General features: G+C 72.5%; 18 protein-coding genes. 7 read left to right on the top strand and 11 right to left on the bottom strand.

Going from position 1 to position 17174, the window contains the following annotated elements:
- The first annotated feature begins 316 nt into the window (after positions 1–316).
- The 6 genes from speB (GOBS_RS08595) to GOBS_RS08570 all read left to right on the top strand — a co-directional run bounded on the left by speB (GOBS_RS08595) (position 317) and on the right by GOBS_RS08570 (position 6347).
- On the top strand, positions 317–1357 hold the full coding sequence (gene speB, locus GOBS_RS08595) for an agmatinase (RefSeq protein WP_012947897.1): 1041 nt from the start codon (positions 317–319) through the stop codon (positions 1355–1357).
- Positions 1354–3291, top strand: coding sequence for a primary-amine oxidase (locus tag GOBS_RS08590; RefSeq protein ID WP_012947896.1), 1938 nt, complete (start codon positions 1354–1356; stop codon positions 3289–3291). Before speB (GOBS_RS08595) ends, GOBS_RS08590 begins: the two co-directional genes overlap by 4 nt.
- A 67-nt stretch (positions 3292–3358) precedes the next feature.
- Positions 3359–3847: a hypothetical protein gene (locus tag GOBS_RS25325; RefSeq protein ID WP_012947895.1), complete on the top strand. Its 489-nt coding sequence runs from the start codon at positions 3359–3361 to the stop codon at positions 3845–3847.
- Entirely contained in the window at positions 3819–4616 is a 798-nt protein-coding gene (locus GOBS_RS08580) for an alpha/beta fold hydrolase (RefSeq protein WP_012947894.1), read from the top strand. The genes GOBS_RS25325 and GOBS_RS08580 overlap by 29 nt, the downstream gene beginning before the upstream one ends.
- Before the next feature lie 72 nt (positions 4617–4688).
- Positions 4689–5417 carry an enoyl-CoA hydratase/isomerase family protein gene (locus tag GOBS_RS08575; RefSeq protein WP_012947893.1) on the top strand — a complete coding sequence of 243 codons (729 nt, stop codon included), beginning with the start codon at positions 4689–4691 and terminating at the stop codon, positions 5415–5417.
- Between the two features lie 486 nt (positions 5418–5903).
- Entirely contained in the window at positions 5904–6347 is a 444-nt protein-coding gene (locus GOBS_RS08570; protein WP_012947892.1) for a VOC family protein, read from the top strand.
- A 390-nt stretch (positions 6348–6737) separates the two neighbouring features.
- Here the strand turns inward: GOBS_RS08570 and GOBS_RS08565 are convergent, their stop codons facing one another.
- The 9 genes from GOBS_RS08565 to GOBS_RS08525 form a co-directional block, all read right to left on the bottom strand.
- Positions 6738–7331, bottom strand: coding sequence for a maleylpyruvate isomerase family mycothiol-dependent enzyme (locus GOBS_RS08565; protein WP_012947891.1), 594 nt, complete (start codon positions 7329–7331; stop codon positions 6738–6740).
- Positions 7328–7768, bottom strand: a complete 441-nt coding sequence (locus tag GOBS_RS25320) for an SRPBCC family protein (protein WP_012947890.1) — start codon at positions 7766–7768, stop codon at positions 7328–7330. The genes GOBS_RS08565 and GOBS_RS25320 overlap by 4 nt, the downstream gene beginning before the upstream one ends.
- Positions 7765–8112: an ArsR/SmtB family transcription factor gene (locus tag GOBS_RS08555; RefSeq protein ID WP_012947889.1), complete on the bottom strand. Its 348-nt coding sequence runs from the start codon at positions 8110–8112 to the stop codon at positions 7765–7767. The genes GOBS_RS25320 and GOBS_RS08555 overlap by 4 nt, the downstream gene beginning before the upstream one ends.
- Positions 8113–8395: 283 nt before the next feature.
- Positions 8396–9268, bottom strand: a complete 873-nt coding sequence (locus GOBS_RS08550) for a phosphotransferase (protein ID WP_208104409.1) — start codon at positions 9266–9268, stop codon at positions 8396–8398.
- Between the two features lie 106 nt (positions 9269–9374).
- Complete coding sequence (locus GOBS_RS08545; protein ID WP_012947887.1) at positions 9375–9953, bottom strand: GNAT family N-acetyltransferase; 579 nt, start codon at positions 9951–9953, stop codon at positions 9375–9377.
- A 97-nt stretch (positions 9954–10050) separates the two neighbouring features.
- The gene (locus GOBS_RS08540) at positions 10051–11751 is read right to left on the bottom strand and encodes a flavin monoamine oxidase family protein (protein ID WP_012947886.1); all 1701 of its coding nucleotides are present in this window, start codon (positions 11749–11751) and stop codon (positions 10051–10053) included.
- Complete coding sequence (locus GOBS_RS08535) at positions 11748–12545, bottom strand: carbon-nitrogen hydrolase family protein (protein ID WP_012947885.1); 798 nt, start codon at positions 12543–12545, stop codon at positions 11748–11750. The genes GOBS_RS08540 and GOBS_RS08535 overlap by 4 nt, the downstream gene beginning before the upstream one ends.
- Before the next feature lie 2 nt (positions 12546–12547).
- Positions 12548–13993 (bottom strand): amino acid permease, encoded by a 1446-nt coding sequence (locus GOBS_RS08530; protein ID WP_012947884.1) that lies wholly within the window; start codon positions 13991–13993, stop codon positions 12548–12550.
- Positions 13994–14074: 81 nt separating this feature from the next.
- Positions 14075–14662: a helix-turn-helix domain-containing protein gene (locus GOBS_RS08525; RefSeq protein ID WP_012947883.1), complete on the bottom strand. Its 588-nt coding sequence runs from the start codon at positions 14660–14662 to the stop codon at positions 14075–14077.
- Between the two features lie 135 nt (positions 14663–14797).
- On the opposite strand from GOBS_RS08525, the gene speB (GOBS_RS08520) reads away from it, so the two are divergent.
- Positions 14798–15754, top strand: coding sequence for an agmatinase (gene speB, locus GOBS_RS08520; RefSeq protein WP_012947882.1), 957 nt, complete (start codon positions 14798–14800; stop codon positions 15752–15754).
- Between the two features lie 3 nt (positions 15755–15757).
- On the opposite strand, the gene GOBS_RS08515 is transcribed toward speB (GOBS_RS08520), so the two are convergent.
- Together GOBS_RS08515 and GOBS_RS25315 are read right to left on the bottom strand one after the other, a co-directional pair.
- Positions 15758–16255: an Lrp/AsnC family transcriptional regulator gene (locus GOBS_RS08515; RefSeq protein WP_012947881.1), complete on the bottom strand. Its 498-nt coding sequence runs from the start codon at positions 16253–16255 to the stop codon at positions 15758–15760.
- A 269-nt stretch (positions 16256–16524) separates the two neighbouring features.
- Complete coding sequence (locus tag GOBS_RS25315; RefSeq protein ID WP_049788178.1) at positions 16525–17124, bottom strand: peptidoglycan-binding domain-containing protein; 600 nt, start codon at positions 17122–17124, stop codon at positions 16525–16527.
- Between the last annotated feature and the right edge of the window lie 50 nt (positions 17125–17174).

Raw genomic sequence — 17174 nt, 5'->3', positions numbered from 1 at the left:
CCCGTTCGGCGGGGAAGAGGCCACGCTGTACACCCGGCTCGGACTCCGTCGACACTCCGGCACGACCGCGGCCGACGGATCCGGGCGCGAGGAGCATGCACCACGACTGTTTCGCGTGGGTGTCGTCCGACCAAGCGCTCATTCCGTCGTGTGAGCGCAGAGCGTACGGATCGCCGCGCCACACACCCCCGCCTGAGGCTTGGCATGCGGGAAACCGTCGTCTAACGTGGCCTTCAACACGGATTCCGTTGTGCAGATAGGCACTGATGGCGCGTACCCGCCGTCTTTCCCGCTCGACCGATCGGACCTCGACCCCATGACGCGCTACGGCGCCCAGTTCGGGCCTGACATCACCTATCTCGGCGTCGACCGCTGCGACCTGTCCGACCCGGCGTCGTTCGCCGGCGCCGACGTCGTCGTCCTCGGCGCCCCGTTCGACGGCGGCACCTCGCACCGTCCGGGCACCCGCTTCGGCCCCCAGGCGATCCGGATGACCGACTACCTGGTGCACGACGGGTCGCGGCCGAGCCTGGCGCTGCGCACCGACGGCCTGCGCGACCTGCGGGTGCTCGACGCGGGGGACGTGGAGATGTACTCCGGCGACATCGAGACGGCGCTGGGTGCGCTGGAGGCCGCGGTGGAGACCGTGGCCCGCAGCGGCGCGATCCCGGTCGTGCTCGGCGGGGACCACTCGATCGCCTTCGCCGACGCCAAGGGGGTGGCCAACGTGCTCGGCCACGGCCGGGTGTCGATGGTTCACTTCGACGCGCACGCCGACACCGGGGACATCGAGTTCGGCTCGCTGTGGGGCCACGGGCAGCCGATGCGCCGGCTCATCGAGTCCGGGGCGCTGCGCGGCGACCGGTTCCTGCAGGTCGGCCTGCGCGGTTACTGGCCACCGCCGGAAACGCTGGACTGGATGGCCGCGCAGCGGATGCGGTCCTACGAGATGACCGAAATCGGCCACCGCGGCCTCGACGCCTGCCTCACCGAGGCGTCGGCCATCGCCAACGACGAGTGCGACGGCGTGTTCCTCTCCGTCGACATCGACGTCTGCGACCCCGGGCACGCGCCCGGCACCGGGACGCCGGAGCCCGGCGGGTTGACCGCCCGCCAGCTGCTCGACGCCGTGCGCCGGCTGTGCCTGGAGCTGCCCGTGGTCGGCGTCGACGTCGTCGAGGTCAGCCCGCCCTACGACCACGCCGACATCACCGCGGCGCTGGCCAACCGGGTCGTCCTCGAGGCGCTCTCGGCCATCGCCCGCCGCCGTCGCGACGCCCGCGACGGCACCCGCTGGGACCCGTCGGTCCCCCTGCTCGCGAACCGACCCGACACCACCCAGGAGAACCCGTCATGACCGAGCTCGCGACGTCCTGCCACGCCTCCGGCACGGCCGGCGGGCCCGCCCCCGGCACCCCGCACCCGCTCGACCCGCTGACCGCCGACGAGTTCCGCGCCGCGGCCGCGATCCTGCGCCGGGACAGGGGCGTCGACGAGCGCTTGCGGTTCGCCTCCATCGAGCTGCGCGAGCCGGCCAAGGACGTCGTCCGCGCGTTCTCCCCCGGCGACCCGATCCGCCGCGAGGCCCGGGTGACCGTCTGGAGCCGCGACGAGGGGACGCCGTACAAGGCGGTCGTCTCGCTCACCGACGACGCCGTCGTCTCCTGGGAGGCGGTGCCCGGCGAGCAGGCCAACATGACCCTCGATGAGTGGCACGAAGCGCATGAGGTGCTCATCCAGCACCCGGCCGTCGTGGAGGCGCTGACCGGGCGCGGCATCACCGACCTCGACCTGGTGCTGATCGACACCTGGGCCTACGGCCACTCGCTGATCCCCCAGGGCCTGCAGGACCGCCGGGTCGGCTGGACCGACGTCTGGCGCCGCTCGGTGCGCGGCGGCAACCCCTACGCCAACCCGGTCATGGGCCTGCACTTCGTCGTCGACCTCAACACCATGGAGCTGCTGCAGGTCGAGGACAACCCACCCCCGGCGCAGGCCCCGGTCATGGGCGAGTACCTGCCCTCCCTGGTGCCGGGCTTGCAGCAGCGCACCGACGTCCGGCCGCTGGAGATCACCCAGCCCGAGGGCGTCTCGTTCGCCCTCGACGGGCACGAGCTGCGCTGGCAGAAGTGGTCGATGCGGCTGGGCTTCAACCACCGCGAGGGCCTGGTCATCCACCGGGTCGCCTACGACGGGCGGCCCGTGGCCCACCGGATGTCGTTCGCCGAGATGGTCGTGCCCTACCGCGACCCCAGCCCCGACCACCACCGCCGCACCGCCTTCGACATCGGTGAGTGGGGCCTGGGCTTCATGACGACGTCGCTGAAGCTGGGCTGCGACTGCCTCGGCGAGATCACCTACGTCGACGCCGTCCTGCACGACACCCGCGGCGAGCCGTACACGATCGAGAACGCCATCTGCCTGCACGAGGAGGACGACGGCGTGCTGTGGAAGCACGTCGACGAGCAGGCCGGCGCCGAGGTGCGCCGCTCGCGGCGGATGGTCGTCTCGTTCCACGCCACGGTGGCCAACTACGAGTACCTGACCTACTGGCGCTTCTACCAGGACGGCACGATCCAGTGCGAGGTCCGCGCCACCGGGATCATGGTGACCAGCGCCTACGAGGACACCCCGCCGGCCTACGGCACCGTCGTGGACGAGCGCACCTACGCGCCGATCCACCAGCACTTCGTCGTCGCTCGGCTCGACATGGAGGTCGACGGCCCGGAGAACACCGTCGTCGTCACCGAGAGCGAGGCGCTGCCGGTGTCGGACGACAACCCGTACGGGCTCGCCGTCGTGACCCGCAGCCGCGCGGTGGAGACCGAGTCCGAGGGCCGCCTGGACGTCGACTTCGCCACCCAGCGCAGCTTCAAGGTGGTCAACCGGACGAAGCCGAACCGGCTGGGGACGGCGCGCGGCTACAAGCTGTACCCGAACTCGGCGCTGCCCGCGATGGCCTCCGCGGACGCTCCGTTCCGGCAGCGGGCGCAGGTCATCGACCACCCGGTGTGGGTGAGCCGGTACGACGAGGAGGAGCGCTGGCCCTCCGGCGAGTTCTGCAACCAGAGCCGCCGCGACGCCGGCCTGCCGGAGTGGCAGCGGGCCGACCGCCCGCTCGTGGACACCGACGTGGTGCTCTGGCACGTGTTCGGCATCCACCACGTGCCGCGCCCCGAGGACTGGCCGGTCATGCCAGTGGACGTCGTGTCCTTCGAGCTCAAGCCGGTCGGCTTCTTCGACCGCAACCCCGCGCTCGACGTGCCACCCGCTCCGGGCGCGTGCCACTGAGGAAGGACCCCCCTGCCCCCCGCGACTCGCAGGCTCGCCGCGGGGCCCTGCAGGAGGGCCGAGGAAGATGACGCAGCCGCTCGGGGCGGCGGCCCTGCCGCGGTTCCTCGCGCGCAGCGCGGCGGGGACCGCGGCAGGGTGCGCCGCGGTGCACGGGCTGGCGCTGGTCGCCACACCGCACCCGGGAGCGGCCGGCACCGCCGCCCTCGCCGCGGCTTGCCTGCTGTGCGCGGGCCACCTGGGGCGCCGGCCGGGCCGGGCGGCGTGGGCAGCGCACGTCGTCCTGACGACGGCGATGCTCGCCGCGCATCCGCCCGTGGTCAGCGCCCACCACGGCGCCACCGGCCTGGCCGCGTGGGCCGGGCCGGTCGCGGGGCTGCTGGCGGTCGTCGCGCTCCTGCTCGCCGGGGTGCGGGGATGCGGTGGGGTGCGCCGGTCCGGCTGGCGCATTCCCCGGTGGACCGCTGAGGGACACGGGGCGGCTGCGAAGTCCGATGACCCGCGCCTCGTCCTCCGGTCTGATTCGCATGACGTACGAGACGGCCTCCTCCGCTGACGGCACCTCCATCGCCTACGAAGTCTTCGGCGCCGGCCCGCTGCTGATCGCTGTCTGTGGTGCCACGTGCGACCGCGCCCTGATGCGTTCCACGGCCCAGGCGCTCGGCAGGTACTTCACGACCGTCAACTACGACCGGCGAGGTCGCGGCGACAGCGGTGACACGCTCCCCTATGCGGTCGGTCGAGAGATCGAGGACATCGCCGCGTTGATCGACCGGATCGGCGGCCCGGCCCACCTCTACGGCCATTCCTCGGGTGCCGGCCTGGTGCTGCACGCCGTCGCTGCAGGGCTGCCCGTGGACGAGTTCGTCCTGCACGATCCGCCGTACTCGCCCGACGACGAGTCCTCGCGGGACGAGGCGCGCCGCTACGGACAGACCATCCGCAGCCTGCTCGCACAGGGCAGGCGGGCTGACGCGCTGGAGACGTTCTGCCGCCTCACCGGGATGCCGGAGGGGGTGATCGACGGAATGCGCGGAACGCGCAGGTGGGCGGAGCTGACCGCGCTGGCACCCACCCTCGGGTACGACTCAGCGGTGATGGGCGACCTCGAGAGCGGCGGCGCAGTTCCGGAGGAGGTCGCAGTCCGGGTCACTCGGCCCGGTCTCGTCCTGGTCGGCGGCGAGAGCCCGCCGTTCATGATGGAGGTGGGCCGGCGGCTGGCACACCTCCTGCCCGAGGGCCGTCTCCAGGTGGTCGAAGGGCATGGCCACGTCGTGCCGCCGGACGTGCTGGCACCGGTGGTCGCGGAGAACCTGCGCGGCTGAGCAGCGGCTCCCTCCTCCCCGCGGGAACTCCCGTCGTCCGGCACGACGCCCCGATGCGTGGATGATGGCCCGATGCTGATCGCCGAGGATCGGGATGAGGTCGCCGTCCTGCGCATTGAGCACGGCCGGGTCGGCGCCCTTGACGTGCAGCTGCTGGACGCCCTCACCGAGGCCGTCACCGCGTCCGACCGGGCGCTGGTCATCACCGGCAGCGGCTCGTCCTTCTCCGCCGGGGTGGACCTGCGCCGGATCCTGGACGGCGGCCGGCCCTACACCGAGGAACTCCTGGCTGCGCTGTCCCGCACGTTCCGCGCGGTGTTCGACCATCCGCGCCCGACGGTCGCGGCGGTCAACGGGCACGCGATCGCCGGTGGCTGCGTGCTGGCCCTGGCTTGCGACCTGCGGCTGATGTCGGGCGGACAGATGGGGCTGACCGAGCTGGCGGTCGGCGTCCCCTTCCCGACGTCCGCCCTGGAGATCGTCCGGCACGCGCTCGGCTCCCGCGCCAGCCAGGTGCTGCTCGGCGCGCGAACCGCAGACCGCGAGCGGGCGCTGGCCCTGGGCATGGTCGACGAACTCACCGAGCCCGATGAGCTGCTCCCCCGGGCGCTGGCGCTGGCCACCGAGCTGGGAGCCCGGTCGCCGGAGTCCTACCGGCTGGCCAAGGTCCAACTCCACCGCCCCGCGAACGCGGCGATCGAGGCGACCGCCGGCGGCGACGCGCCCGTCCTCGCCGGCTGGACCTCCGACGACACCCGGCGGCGGATCGAGGCCGCGCTCGCAGCCCTGGCCCGGCGCTAGCGGCACACCCGGGCAGGTTGGTCGATCGGTCGGTGGGCGGGATCTCGGAACCGGTCATCAGCCCCCGCATTGCCAGGCCGTCATGACCGCGTTCGTGGCGGTTCACCGTGGTTCCGCGAGCCGCACGACGTGCCGATTCGGGACGACCGCGGACAGTGGAGCACGAGCGCGAACGCCGCCAACTGCAACTAGGGCGGCCGCGTCTGATGCCGCCCGTGTGGCGGTTTCCGAGGTGTCTCTGACGGCGGCCTCAGGGACACGGAAGTCTCGGAGCGCACCTCCATCGCCTCGCAGCCAAGGATCATGGGCGTACCAGGTGGTTCCAGGGTGGCCGCTCGGGCTGAGCGGATGGCTCGTCGGATGCGGGTTCCCTGACTGATCGGTTCCAGCGCCCGAATGATTGTGGTGAGTCTGACGCAGGCGGAGACTCCAAGGGCGGCTCAACCGTGGGTGAACCAGCAGGACGCCATCAGATGAGGGGATGCAATGACCGAGACCGCGAGCCGGCGGCCGCCAATGGCTGGCCTCCATCATTTCTCGCCCACCGTTACGGACGTCGAGGCCAGCGCCGCGTGGTACGAGCGGGTGCTCGGGCTGCAGAGGATTCCGCCTCCGTTCCCCCATTACGGAAACGAAGAGACCGGCTACGCCGTCGTTCTGACCGACATGGCGGCCGGGGTCACGATTGGCCTGCACCATAACGTGGCAAACCGGGGGGAGCCATGCGATGAGACGCGAACCGGAGTTGACCATGTTGCGATCGCAGTTCCCGCTCGGTCGGACTTGGATGCCTGGGCCGCGTGGCTTGATCACCTTGGGGTGAAGCATGCGGGTGTCACCGATGTCACTGATCCCCTGAAGTTCTCGGTGCTCGTCTTCCGTGACCCTGACAACATCCAGTTGGAGATGTTCTACATGGACCCTCAGTGAGGTTGTTGTAGACCACGTGAGCGGCGGGTTCTCTCCATTGCATTTCGACCAGGCGGTGCGCGTGTCATGGCCGCGCGACCGCTGCCTGATCAATAGCGACGGCGGCGCACCGCGGTGCCCGTTGCTGGGCTGCCGCAATCAAGGCTCCAGGTGTCCCTAAGTGGGCCGCTTAGGGACACGGGCGGCTACAGGGACGCGCCTCATGTCCTGCTGCAAGGCCAGCGCCTCTCGGCGTACATGGCCTGAGGGTTACGGAGTAGGGCGGCGAGGGTGATGGCGTCCGGCTGAGACGCCGGCCGCGAGGGGCGCCCCTCGTCGTGGACGTCGCTCTGCGGGAGGACCAGCCGGAGACGCGGGTCTTCTCGACCAACACCTGGTCGATCGGGTGGCTCAGCCGCGAGGCAGGGCCCGGCCGTCGGGCAGGGTGCGGCCGCTCAGGAGCGCCACGAGGAGACCGCTGTCGGCGCGCACGGCGTCACCGCTGCCCCAGCTCCAGCCGGTGTCGGCGGCCTCGAGGCGGACGCCGGTCAGGTCGACGCCGAACAGTGCGCCGTTGGCGGCGGTGAGCTGGTCGAGGACGGCGACCACGGCCTCTCCCGGCGCGACCGTCGGCCGGTCGAGCGCGACGGTGACGTCGAGGGAGTGGATGACGGCGTGGTTGAGCGCACCGGCCGCGCCGCCCGGCGGCTGCCACGCGTGCAGCAACGGGGAGCGCAGCGCGTCCAGCTGGTCGGCGAGCGGCAGCGATGCGTCGCGCGCGGCCACGGTGTCGGAGAGCACGGTGAAGTCCCCGCCGGCCGCCGCCATCTCGGCGCCGAAGTGCTCGGGTGTCAGCCGTGCCGGCATCGTGACGTGCGCGACCACGTGCCGGACCTGCCACTTCTCGCACAACGACGGGGCGTCCCAGGTCTCGGCGGGCGCGGAGGCGAGCAGGTCGGCGAGGCCGTCGTAGGTCGGTGCCACCCAGGACTGCAGGTCGGTCACGGTCGCTCCTCTCGGATCAGGCGGGCGAGGTGCTCCTCGAGCTCGTCGAGGGAGGAGAGGAAGCCGGCGCGGGCCTCGGGTGAGCGCATCGGCTCGGGCACGTGCCGCTGGTGGATGACGACCTCGGTGCGGCCGTCGCCGAGGTCGGTGAGCGTGCCGGTCGTGTGCACACCACTGGCCGGCTCGACCCAGGCGAGCCGTTCGGGCGGCACCACCTCGGTGAACGTGGCGATCATCCGGTGGCTGCCGTGGTCGCCGACCATCAGGGTCTCGAACCGGCCTCCGGCGTGGAGCTCGACGACGATGCCGTCCAATGGGGCGGTCATGCCGCGCGGCCCCCAGAACTGCGCGAGCTCCGTGGGCTCGGTCAGGCACCGCCACACCAGCTCGCGCGGCGCGCGGAGGACCCGCCGGTGGACCAGCTCGTCGACGTTCACCGCTGCTGGCCGTCCTGCAGGCGGTCCAGATGCGCCTCGAGCCGGTCCATCCGTTCAGCCCACGCCTGCCGGCTCTCCTCGATCCAGGACACCGCGGCCTCCAGCGCCTGCGGTTCCAGCCGGCACGGGCGGGTCTGCCGGTGCCGGCTGCGGCTGACCAGGCCGCACCGCTCGAGCACCCCGATGTGCTGCGACACGGCCTGCAGGCTCATGGCGTACGGGGCCGCGAGCTCCTTGACCGTCGCCTCGCCCTCGCTCAACCGGGCCACGATGTCGCGCCGGGTGCGGTCGGCCAGCGCGGCGAACATCGCGTCGAGCCGCTCGTCGTCGATGGTGATCGCCACGAAGCTCAGTCAAGCAGATGCTTTATCAAGCCTCAACTGGAACACGGTCCCGGTCCGCCTGCCGGGGCAGGATCTGCGACGCCCGGGGGCCGTTGCGGCGACCGCCCACGGCGCTGATCGGCCACGCGAGTCGGCACGAAGGCGTGCTTTGATCCAGCCGTATCCATCCCCCTCGCCTGCCGTACCCAGGTGTCCCTCAGTGGGCCGTCCGGCAACTGGGGCGGCGTCGGAGGCGGTCACGATCGCAGGCGCAGCCCAGGAGGAGCCGCGGGCAGGACGGCGGCTACCCACCCGATCCCCGTGCTCCGCCCCGAGGTGAGTCCTGCCGTCGAGGTCCGAGGTCGGCTGCGGGTCGGCGCCAGAAGGACTCGGGGAGCTCGTCGACCTGCTGCGCGGATCGGTCCAGGTCGGCGGCCTGGTTCCGGAGCGCCTGGAACACCGGGTCGCCGCCGTCGGCGAGCTGACGGGTCACCTCGGCGTTTCTCCGGGCCCGCGCGGGCACGGCCTGCCGCAGCGCGGAGCGGTCGTCGTCGTACCCGTAGGCGTCCAGCAGCAGGTGCAGGCGCCGGTGCCGCTCCTCCACCGGGCGGGACGTGATCGGCCACGCGGATCCCGGGGCGAGCAGGGGCACCCACATCAGAGCTGAGTACGCCAGGTCGAACTCCCGCGAGGACGGCCCCGCGATGTCCCAGTCGACGAAGCCGACCAGCCGTCCCCGCTGCCAGACCGCGTTGTACGGCGCCGCGTCGTGGTGCCCGATGACCAGACCCGGTCGCCAGGGCCTGCCGGAGAACCACACCGCATCCTCCGGCGGCACGAAGCCGACCGTCGCGTCGTGCAGCCGCCGCAACCAGGAGCCGACCTGCGTCAGGGCCTCGTCCGAGGACACCCACGCCGGCCAGGGCGCCTCACCGGCCGTCTCCCCCTCCAGATAGGTGAGCACCTCCCGCCCTGCGTCGTCGAAGCCGAGCACCCGGGGCGCCCCGGTGAAGCCCGCCTGTTCGAGGTGCCGCAGCACCGCGTGCACCGTGGTCGTCGATCGGCGGACCGGGCGGTGCACCGTGTTCCCGATGCGGACGACCCCGGGCGAGGTCCTGCCACCGACGAGCAGTTCCTCACCCGTCCCACCGACCATCGGTGCAGCGTCCTCGACCATGATCAGCCCCGCTCCCTCGGTGGTGTCCGGGCGGCCAGACTGACGAGATCGCGTTCCGGTGGCCACCGCTTTCCGGCGGAGCGGCCACCCCCCAGGACCGGGGAGCTCAGGGGAGAGGGCGGCGCATCAGGACCCGGGGGAACCCGCCTGCGACGGCGTCGGTGTCCGCGGCCTTGGTGAACCCGGCCTTCTCGAACAGGCTCCGGGTGCCGACGAAGGCCATGGTCGGGTCGACCCGCTGGCCCCCGTTGTCAGCCGGGTACCCCTCGACGGCGGGAGCGCCCTTGGACGCGGCGTAGTCCACCGCCCCGCGGACGAGCGCGTGCGCGATGCCCCTGCCGCGATGACCCGGGCGCACGCGGATGCACCACAGGGACCACACGGGCAGGTCGTCGACGTGCGGGATCTTCCTGGAGCGCTCGAACGGCAGTTCCGCCCGCGGCGCGACCGCGGCCCAGCCGACCACCTCGCCTCCGTCGTACGCGAGCACTCCCGGGGCGATCGGGCGGCCGGTCAGTTCGCGGACGTACTCACGGCGTGCCGGTCCGACGAGTTCCCGGTTGGTCCTCGAGTCGAGTCGGTGGCTGAGGCACCAGCAGACGCTGGAGGTCGGGTTCTTGGGACCGAGCATGACCGCGACGTCGTCGAACCGCGTCCTCGTCGCCGGCTCGATCACGACACCCATTTCGCCACGCTAGCGCCGGCGGCAGTACCCGACCATGCCCCACGGGTGCAGCCCGGGAGCCGACCCGCGGGCACCGCCCACCGGCCGGCATCGGCGGTCAGTCCTCGGGCAGCCGCACCGGCGCGAGCTCGTCGAAGAGGTCGCCCGGGCCGGGGTTGTCCGGGTGCGAGCGCCCGCCGAGGTGGTGGACGACGCCCCACACCGCGTTGAGCGCCGTCTGCACCGCGCCCTCGGCCCAGCCGGCGGTCCAGGAGATGTCGTCGCCGGCGAGGAACAGGCCGCGGTACTGCTCGGGCAGCTCGTCCTGCTTGAAGTGGGTGAACAGCCGCCGCTGGTAGCGGTAGTGACCCGGCAGGTTGGCCTTGAACGCGCCCATGAAGTCGCGCTCGGACTCCCACGACACGGTCACCGGCGAGGCGATGACGTGCCGGCGCAGGTCGACGTCGGGGTAGATCTCGCGCAGCGAGGCCAGCATGACCTCCATGCGCTCGGTCGCCGACAGCGGCAGCCACTTCAGCGAGTCGTCGGCCCAGGTGTAGCTCAGGCAGATCAGGCCGGGCTTTCCCTCGCCCTGGTCGAGCAGGTAGGTGCCGCGGGTCATCCGGTCCGACAGCGTCATGCTCATCCGGTGCCGGCCGGTCTGCGGGTCGACGTCCTTCCAGAACGGCCGGTCGACCAGGCAGAACAGCTTGGTGGAGCCCATGTAGTGGGTGCGCTCGATCGCCGTCCAGTGGTCGATCGGGAACAGCTCCTCGTCGCAGACGATGCGGGAGAGCAGGTTCCAGCTCTGCGCGGTGAACACCGCCGCCTCGTAGGTGCGGATGCCGCCGGCCTCGTCGGTGACGGTCAGGCAGTTCGGCGCGGTCCGGTGCAGCCGGGTCACCCCGGGCAGCGGCCGCCCCCCCGGGTGCAGCGACGCCAGGCTGGTGCCGGCCGGCCAGTGCACCGGCGCCCCGACCTCGCGGCGCCACAGCCCGACCGGGATCTGCTGGGAGCCGCCCACGATCGACAGGTGGTCGTCGTCGGCGGCGGTGTAGACCACCCGCAGGATCTCCAGCATCGAGTTCGGGTAGTCGGTGTCCCAGCCGCCGGTGCCGAAGCCGACCTGCCCGAAGACCTCGCGGTGCCGGAAGGACCGGAACGCGGGCGACGCGGCGAGGAACCCGTAGAAGGTGGTGTCGTCCAGCTGCTCGACCAGCTCGTCCCAGATCACCTTGATCGTCTTGACGTCGCGGTCGCGGATCGCCCGCTGCATCTCCTCGAGGCGGGCGCCGGCGACGAGCGTCTCGTGCCAGGCGTCGGCGACCTCGCGGTAGAGCGGGGGCAGGTCGTCGAGCGTGTGCGCGTAGTGCGTCTCGCCCTTGAGGTCGACGACGGTGCTGGGGGTGGCGACGTCGAGCGGGTTCGGGAAGCGCGTCGTCCGCAGGCCGAGGTCGCGCACGTAGGAGAACAAGGCGGTGGATGACGGCGGGAAGCGCATCGCGCCCATCTCGGCCACCACGCCGGGGTGGCCCTCGAACCCGACCGAGCGCAGCCGGCCGCCGATCTCGTGGGCCTCGTAGACGACCGGCTTGAGGCCCAGCTTCAGCAGCTCGTAGGCGGTGACGATGCCCGACAGGCCGCCGCCGATGACGGCGACCTCGGTGCCGTACTGGGCCTCGGGCACCTCGCCGAGCCCGGCCGGGGAGGCCAGCCAGTCGTCGTAGGCGAAGGGGAAGTCCGGGCCGAACATCGTCAGCGGCCGGGCCGGGCGCTCCTCGCCCGGCTCGTGGGCGGTGACGGGGATGGCGGAGGTCATGCGGGGGTCTCCGTGGAGTAGAGCTCGGGACGGCGGTCGGCCAGGTGGGTGTTCACCCGGCGGGAGGCGGTGAGGACGGCGGGGTCGACGTCGGCGACGAGCAGCTCCTCGCCCCGGCCGGCGCGGGCCAGCTCGGTGCCGTCGGGGGCGATGACGCAGCTGGCGCCGCAGTAGACGAACTTCCCCTCGACACCGGTGCGGTTGGTGTAGGCGACGAACACCTGGCTCTCGTAGGCGCGGGCCGGCACGAGGACGGTGCCGACGGAGCCGTAGGGGTCCATCAGCCCGGTGGGGACGACGAGCAGCTCGGTGCCGGCCAGGGCGTGCGCCCGCACCGCCTCGGGGAACTCGACGTCGTAGCAGACCAGCAGCCCGACGACGACGCCGTCGAGCCGGAACTGCACGACGCCGACGTCGCCGGGCACGAACGCGTCACGGTCGACGTCGCCGTACAGGTGCGCCTTGGCGTAGCCGGCGAGCAGGCTGCCGTCGGAGTCGACGACCACGACGGTGTTGGCGACCCCGGCCGGGGTGCGCACCGGCAGCCCGACCGCGATCGCCAGTCCGTGCTCGGCGGCGATGGCGGCCACCCGGTCGGTCAGCGGCCCGGGCACCGGCTCGGCGAGCGCGGCGACCCGGTCGGCGCCGATGGCGTACCCGGTCAGCGACATCTCCGGCGTGACCAGCAGCCGGGCGCCTGCTGCCGCCGCGCGGGCGGCGGCGTCGGCGACCGCCGCCAGCCCGGCCTGGGGGTCCGGCGTCTCGGCCGGGCCCTGCAGCAGTGCGACCCGCACGGTCAGGCCCCCGTGCGCAGGGCCGAGTGGCGGTACCCGTAGCCGAAGTAGACGGCCAGCCCCACCAGCATCCACGCCAGGAACACCAGCCAGGTGGCCGAACCCAGGCCGGCCACCAGCAGGAGGCAGAACAGCACGCCGAGCACCGGGGTGAGCGGGTACAGCGGCGTCCGGAAGGTGCGCGGCAGGTCCGGACGGCTGCGGCGGAGGATGATGACGCCGACGTTGACCAGCGCGAAGGCGAACAGGGTGCCGATGCTCGTGGCGTTGGCCAGCTCGCCGAGCGGGACGAGGCCGGCGAGCAGGGCGATGACCACGCTCACGATGACCGTGTTGGCCACCGGGATCCGCCGGCGCCGGCTGACCCGGGAGAACACCGGGGGCACCAGGCCGTCACGGGACATCGCGTAGAGGATGCGGGTCTGCCCGTAGAGGACGGTCAGCACCACGCTGGCAATCGCGATGACCGCGCCGATCGAGAGCAGCACCGCGGTCCAGGTCTGGCCGGTGGCCAGGGCGAGGACGTCGGCGAGCGCCGCCTCCGAGCCGCTGATCTGCGGCCACGGCACCGCGCCGACGGCGGCCAGGGCCACCAGGCAGTAGACGACCGTGACCACCAGCAGCGACAGCACGATGGCCCGCGGGAGGTCACGGCGGGGGTCACGGGCCTCGTCGCCGGCGGTCGAGGCGGCGTCGAAGCCGATGTAGGAGAAGAACGCCTGCGAGGCCGCGGCGGTGATGCCGGCGACGCCCATCGGCACGAAGGGCGCGAGGTTGCCGGCGCGGAAGGCGGTGAACGCGACCACGCAGAAGAACAGCAGGACGCCGACCTTGAGCACCACCATCGCGGTGTTGACCCGGGCACTCTCGCTGGTGCCGCGCAGCAGCAGTGCCATGGCGAGCAGCACGACGACCATCGCGGGCACGTTGACCACCCCGCCGTCGCCCGGCGGCGCGGACAGCGCCTCGGACAGCACCGCGCCGATCGTGTTGGCGGCCAGGTCGTCGATGTAGGCGCCCCAGCCCACCGCGACGGCGGCCACCGAGACCCCGTACTCGAGCATCAGCAGCCAGCCGCACACCCAGGCGACGAGCTCGCCCATGGTGGCGTAGGTGTAGCTGTACGAGGAGCCCGAGACCGGGATGCTGCCGGCCAGCTCGGCGTAGGACAGCGCCGAGAACAGCGCGGTCACCGCGGCGAGGACGAAGGCGAGCACGATCGCCGGCCCGGCCAGTGGCACCGCCTCCCCGAGGATGACGAAGATGCCGGTGCCGAGGGTCGCGCCGATGCTCAGCGCGGTGAGCTGGAGCAGGCCCATGGACCGACGCAGCCCGGAGCCGCCGGCCTCCTCGTGCTGGGCGACGATGACGTCGACCGGCTTGAGCCGGAACAACTGACTGCGGCGGGGCGGGGCTGCGCTGCCCGGGCCGGCGCTCACTGGGCTCACGGGAGCTCCTCTGCGGCTGTGCCTGTGGTCTGGATCGCAGCGAGCATCACCACATGTTGCTTGCTTGTCAACTAGCGTTTCCTAGATTGGCTCCCGCCCGACCGGCAGGGCCGGGGCGAACACCCACAGCACCCGGGTGGTCCCTTCCGCCCGCAGCGAGCGGAAACCGTGCTCGGTGCCGGGCGAGAAGGTGAACGCGTCGCCTTGGCCCAGTGTCGTGACCTCGCCGCCGACGGTGACCTCGAGGTCGCCCTCGAGCACGAAGACGAACTCGACCTCGGCCGGCAGGGCGTAGGTCTCCTCGCCGCTCCCGCCGCCCGGGGCGACCTCGGAGAGGATGGCCTGCAGCCGCCGCTCCCCGGACGGGGTGAGCAGGTACTCGGACAGTCCTTGACCGCCGAAGGCGATGGGCGGGTAGCTGCCCGCCCGGACGGCCTCCCCACCGGGCGCGGCCTCGAAGAGGCTCCCCGGCGAGATGCCGAGCGCCGCGCACACCCGCACGAGGGCGGCCACCGAGGCGCTGGCCTGGTCCCGCTCGAGCTTGCTGAGGAACCCCTTGGTCAACCCGCTGGCCTCAGCCACGTCGGTGAGCGTGAGCCGGCGCGCCTGCCGGACCGCCTTGAGCCGCCCGCCGATGCGCGGCACCTCCACCTCGGACACTGCCTCCATCACACCTCCCCGGTCCTCGCGGACACTAGTTCCCCCCCGGCGTTGACAAATGTGAAACACGAGTTGACAGTGGCGGCCGACCCGGACGGGGGACGCCACGTCGTCGTCCGTCCCCGCAGACCCCCAGGAGACCCCGTGCAGGAGCAGACCCCGATCGGCCCGGTGGACGCCACCCGTGTCCCCCGCTACGCCGGACCGGCCACCTTCGCCCGGCTGCCGCGGATCGACGAGGTCTCCCGCGCCGACGTCGCCGTCCTCGGGGTGCCCTTCGACTCCGGGGTCAGCTACCGGCCCGGCGCCCGCTTCGGCCCCGGGCACGTGCGGGCGGGCTCCAAGCTGCTGCGGTCCTACAACCCGGCGCTCGACGCCACGCCCTTCGGCACGCAGCAGGTGGCCGACGCCGGCGACATCGGGGTCAACCCGTTCGACCTCGGCGAGGCGATCGAGACCATCGACCGCGAGGTGACCACGCTGCGCGCCGACGGCGCCCAGCTGCTCACCATCGGCGGGGACCACACGATCGCGCTGCCGATCCTGCGCTCGCTGGCGCGTGACCACGGACCGGTCGCCGTCCTGCACTTCGACGCCCACCTCGACACCTGGGACACCTACTTCGGCGCCCCCTACACGCACGGCACGCCGTTCCGCCGCGCCAGCGAGGAGGGGCTCATCGACGTGGAGCGCTCGCTGCACATGGGCATCCGCGGCCCGCTGTACAGCAAGCAGGACCTCGAGGACGACGCCGTCCTGGGCTTCCAGGTGATCCGCTCCGACGACTACGAGATCGACGGCGTGCGCAGCATCGTCGAGCGGATGCGGCGCCGGCTGACCGGCGGCCCGGTCTACGTGTCGGTCGACATCGACGTCCTCGACCCCGCCCACGCGCCGGGCACCGGGACGCCGGAGGCCGGTGGCCTCACCAGCCGGGAGCTGCTCAACACGCTGCGCGGGCTGGTCGGGCTGGACGTCGTCGGCGCCGACATCGTCGAGGTGTCCCCGCCCTACGACCACGCGGAGCTGACCGGCATCGCCGCGGCCCACGTGGGCTACGAGCTGCTGTCGGTCCTCGCGCTCAACCGCACCGGCGGCTGAGCCTCAGAGCCCCGCGGCGCCGGACGCCGAGCCCTGCGGTCCGCGGGTCCCCCAGGCGTAGGTCTGCTTGGCCAGCCCCAGGTAGAGGTGGGTCTCGGTGGACTCCACGCCCTCCACCGCGCGGAGGCGGGCGACGACGTCGAGCAGCTGGTCGTCGTCCTCGCAGACCACCTCGACCAGCAGGTCGACCGACCCGGCCGTGATGACGACGTAGTCGACCTCACCGAACGCGGCGATGCGGTCGGCCGCGGCCCGGGCGTCGCCGCTGGTGCGCACGCCGACCATCGCCTGCCGCGAGAAGCCGACCTGCAGCGGGTCGGTAACCCCGACGATCTGCATGACGCCGGCGTCGAGCAGCCGCTGCACGCGCTGCCGCACGGCCGCCTCCGAGAGCCCGACCGCCGCGGCGATGCGCGCGTAGGGACGGCGGCCGTCCTCCTGCAGCTGCTCGATGATCGCCCGCGAGACGTCGTCCAGCACGAACTGCCGACGGATGGTCATCCCGGTCCTCCCCGCACGTCGTCCCGGCGGACCCGGGCTCTCGGATGGTAGCCAGGCCCGGTCGCTGACAGCATGGCCCGTCAGGGTGGCTCGTCGCTGCGATCCGCGGACCCTCAGCCGATCCGGACGACGGGATCCGCAGCCGTGACGCTCACCGAGCAGCGCCCGGTCGGCCCGTCGGCGTGGAGGTCACGGCCGACCTGCGGCTGTGTCCGCCCGGATGGGCGCCCACCGCGACGGTCAACGACCGGCCGTCGTGCCGAGGCCGGCTAGAACCCCAGAGCCCGCCAGGTGGCAGGCCCGACGATCCCGTCGGCCACCAGCCCGGCGCGCCCCTGGAAGTACCGCACCCGGGCGTCCGTCCTCGGACCGAAGTCACCGTCGACGGCGAGTGGCGGGAGGCTCGGGTACCAGCGGTTCAGCGTCTCCTGGAGCCTCCTGACCGCATCTCCCGTGCTGCCCAACCGCAGCACCGGCATGGCAGGCGGGGGCGGCGGCGGCGGTGTGCCGCCCCCCATCACCTGGTTGAGGCGGTCCACGGTCAGCCCGCCGTTCGCGGCCCACCACATCAACTCCACGTGCCCGTGGTCGGTGTGTGGGGAGGACCCGGAGTACGGGCGCCAGTCCGGGGCGATCGAGGACCAGATCCGCCGGTCGTGGATGACGCACTGGAGACCGAGTTCCTGGGAGTTGAGGCGGAAGGTGTCCATCACCCCCCAGGACCAGGGGTTCCCGACCGGAGCCCCCAGGTCGGCGGCCCGTCCCTCCGCGTGGACGCTGAGCACACTCCCACCGCTCACCGGCCGACAGTTGTAGATGCCGAGGTTCGTCGCGCCCCGGCTCCCGTAGGCGCCGAGCCACCACGACATCAGGTTCCGTGCGCCCTGCGTGGGACCTCCGGTGCAACTCCGTGCACCCT

The organism is Geodermatophilus obscurus DSM 43160, assembly GCF_000025345.1.
Taxonomy (GTDB): domain Bacteria; phylum Actinomycetota; class Actinomycetes; order Mycobacteriales; family Geodermatophilaceae; genus Geodermatophilus; species Geodermatophilus obscurus.
Note: the sequence above shows the minus strand (reverse complement) of the source record. Positions and strands in the feature narration are given on the sequence as shown.

Excerpts from the sequence above, each read along its gene's own strand:
- speB (WP_012947897.1), top strand. The coding sequence starts at position 317 with ATGACGCGCTACGGCGCCCAGTTCGGGCCTGACATCACCTATCTCGGC.
- GOBS_RS08590 (WP_012947896.1), top strand. The coding sequence starts at position 1,354 with ATGACCGAGCTCGCGACGTCCTGCCACGCCTCCGGCACGGCCGGCGGG.
- GOBS_RS25325 (WP_012947895.1), top strand. The coding sequence starts at position 3,359 with ATGACGCAGCCGCTCGGGGCGGCGGCCCTGCCGCGGTTCCTCGCGCGC.
- GOBS_RS08580 (WP_012947894.1), top strand. The coding sequence starts at position 3,819 with ATGACGTACGAGACGGCCTCCTCCGCTGACGGCACCTCCATCGCCTAC.
- GOBS_RS08575 (WP_012947893.1), top strand. The coding sequence starts at position 4,689 with ATGCTGATCGCCGAGGATCGGGATGAGGTCGCCGTCCTGCGCATTGAG.
- GOBS_RS08570 (WP_012947892.1), top strand. The coding sequence starts at position 5,904 with ATGACCGAGACCGCGAGCCGGCGGCCGCCAATGGCTGGCCTCCATCAT.
- GOBS_RS08550 (WP_208104409.1), bottom strand. The coding sequence starts at position 9,268 with ATGGTCGAGGACGCTGCACCGATGGTCGGTGGGACGGGTGAGGAACTG.
- GOBS_RS08545 (WP_012947887.1), bottom strand. The coding sequence starts at position 9,953 with ATGGGTGTCGTGATCGAGCCGGCGACGAGGACGCGGTTCGACGACGTC.
- GOBS_RS08540 (WP_012947886.1), bottom strand. The coding sequence starts at position 11,751 with ATGACCTCCGCCATCCCCGTCACCGCCCACGAGCCGGGCGAGGAGCGC.
- GOBS_RS08525 (WP_012947883.1), bottom strand. The coding sequence starts at position 14,662 with ATGGAGGCAGTGTCCGAGGTGGAGGTGCCGCGCATCGGCGGGCGGCTC.
- GOBS_RS08515 (WP_012947881.1), bottom strand. The coding sequence starts at position 16,255 with ATGACCATCCGTCGGCAGTTCGTGCTGGACGACGTCTCGCGGGCGATC.
- GOBS_RS25315 (WP_049788178.1), bottom strand. The coding sequence starts at position 17,124 with ATGTCGTGGTGGCTCGGCGCCTACGGGAGCCGGGGCGCGACGAACCTC.